This window comes from Actinoplanes sp. NPDC051633, assembly GCF_040681735.1.
Taxonomy (GTDB): Bacteria; Actinomycetota; Actinomycetes; order Mycobacteriales; family Micromonosporaceae; genus Actinoplanes.
Window position 1 is genome coordinate 1 of the sequence record NZ_JBFAZH010001365.1, and the last position, 1,880, is coordinate 1,880.

At 71.4% G+C, this 1,880-nt stretch carries 3 protein-coding genes; 2 read left to right on the plus strand and 1 reads right to left on the minus strand.

Annotated elements, in window-relative coordinates:
- Positions 1-39 precede the first annotated feature (39 nt).
- The gene (locus tag AB0M20_RS41030; protein ID WP_364306672.1) at positions 40-762 is read right to left on the minus strand and encodes an SDR family oxidoreductase; all 723 of its coding nucleotides are present in this window, start codon (positions 760-762) and stop codon (positions 40-42) included.
- Between the two features lie 94 nt (positions 763-856).
- On the opposite strand from AB0M20_RS41030, the gene AB0M20_RS41035 reads away from it, so the two are divergent.
- Both AB0M20_RS41035 and AB0M20_RS41040 read left to right on the plus strand, forming a co-directional pair.
- Entirely contained in the window at positions 857-1,621 is a 765-nt protein-coding gene (locus AB0M20_RS41035) for a methyltransferase domain-containing protein (protein WP_364306674.1), read from the plus strand.
- 18 nt (positions 1,622-1,639) lie between these two features.
- Positions 1,640-1,880 (plus strand): nitroreductase/quinone reductase family protein (locus tag AB0M20_RS41040; RefSeq protein WP_364306676.1); only part of this gene is annotated, 241 nt, incomplete at its 3' end.

Here is a 1,880-nt window from a genome sequence, read left to right on the forward strand (position 1 = left end):
CGGTGACCGGACGCCGTCCGGTCGTGGCCGTTCCGGCGGTTACGCGACCCCGCCGTTGGTGAAGATCGTCTGGCCGTTGATCCAGCGGCCCGGCCCGGCCAGGAAGGCGACCACCTCCGCGATGTCGGCCGGCTCGCCCAGGCGGCCCATCGGGTTCATGCCCGCGATCCGGTCGATCGTCTGCTGGTCCTTGCCGTCCAGGAACAGGGCCGTGGCGGTCGGGCCGGGCGCCACCGTGTTCGCCGTGACGTCGCGGCCGGCCAGCTCCTTGGCGAGGATCGGGCTCAGGACCTCCATGGCGGCCTTGCTCGCCGCGTACCCCGAGTAGGTCGGCTGGCGCAGCCGCGTCACCGACGTCGAGAAGTTGATGATCGCGCCGCCCTCGCGGACGCGGCGGGCGGCCTCCCGGGCGACCAGGAACGCGCCGCGGATGTTGGTGCGGTACATCTGGTCGAGGTTGGCCACCTCGAGCGATGCCAGCGGTGCGAGCCGCATGACGCCGGCCGCGTTGACCACGACGTCGACGCCGCCGAAGCGGTCCTCCGCCGTGGCGAAGAGCGCGGCCACCGCCGCCTCGTCGCCGACGTCCACCTGCGCGGTGATGGCCTGCCCGCCCGCTTTCTCGATCGCGGCGACCGTGGCAGAAGCCTCGCTCTCGTTGCTCGCATAGGCGACGACGACGGCCTGTCCGTCGGCGGCCAGCCGTTCGGCGACAGCCCGCCCGATGCCTCGGGATCCTCCGGTGACGATGGCGACTCGCATTTGTTCCTCCCGAATCAGTGCTATCCACTTCACGACAACAGCGCTACCGAGGAAGTCATTGCGTGATGCCGGTCATGTAACTACCGTGAGGCGTATGACTGCTTACATCGACAACGCCGGCGCCTGGCAGGCGAGTTGGGACCGGCAGCAGGAGGAGTATCTGCCGGATCGCGAGCAACGGTTCGCCGCGATGCTCGACGCCGTGGCCACGGTGACCGACGGCCGGCCGCCGCGGCTGCTCGACCTGGCCGGCGGCACCGGCACCATCTCGCTGCGCACCCTGGCCCGCTGGCCGGACGCGACGGCCACGGTGCTCGACCAGGATCCGGTGCTGCTGACCATCGCCCGCTCGACGCTGCGCGACCGCGCCACCGTCATCGCGGCCGACCTGAACGACCCGGCCTGGACCACGTCGTTGCCGCGGGGCGACTACGACGCCGTGCTCACCGCGACCGCCCTGCACTGGCTGCCCGAGCAGCGGCTCACCACGCTGTTCGAGGAGATTCTCGGCGTGCTGCGGCCCGGCGGCGTCTTCATCAACGCCGACCAGATGCCCGACGACGCCATCCCGGAGCTGAGCAAGCGGTTGCTCGCGCGCGAGGACGCGCGTCGCGAGGCGCGCCAGTCGGCCGGCACGGCGTTGTCGTGGCAGGGCTGGTGGGATCGGGTACGCGAAACCGAGGCGTTCCGTACGCAGATCGCCGAGCGCGACCTCATCTACCCGCCGGGCCGGACCACTCACACCGAGTGGCTGCCGCCCGCGTCCTGGCACGTCGAGGCGCTGCGCGCGGCGGGCTTCACCGAGGCCGGCACGTTGTGGCGCGGCGGGGTGGACGCGGCCGTCGTCGGGGTCCGTTGAGCCATCTAAGATCGTCACATGCCGCTGTCCGGGGAGTATGAGCCGAGCACGTCCGGCTGGGCCCGCAAGCAGGCCGAGGCCTACGAGGCGAGCGACGGCGCGAAGGCGAACACGATCCAGAACCGGCCGGTGGTCGTGGTCACCAGTAGGGGCGCCAAGACCGGCAAGCTGCGCAAGACCCCGCTGATGCGGGTCGAGCACAACGGGGGGTACGTCGCGGTCGGCTCGCTCGGCGGCTCACCCAGGAACCCGGTCTGGG

Excerpts from the sequence above, each read along its gene's own strand:
- AB0M20_RS41030 (WP_364306672.1), bottom strand. The coding sequence starts at position 762 with ATGCGAGTCGCCATCGTCACCGGAGGATCCCGAGGCATCGGGCGGGCT.
- AB0M20_RS41035 (WP_364306674.1), top strand. The coding sequence starts at position 857 with ATGACTGCTTACATCGACAACGCCGGCGCCTGGCAGGCGAGTTGGGAC.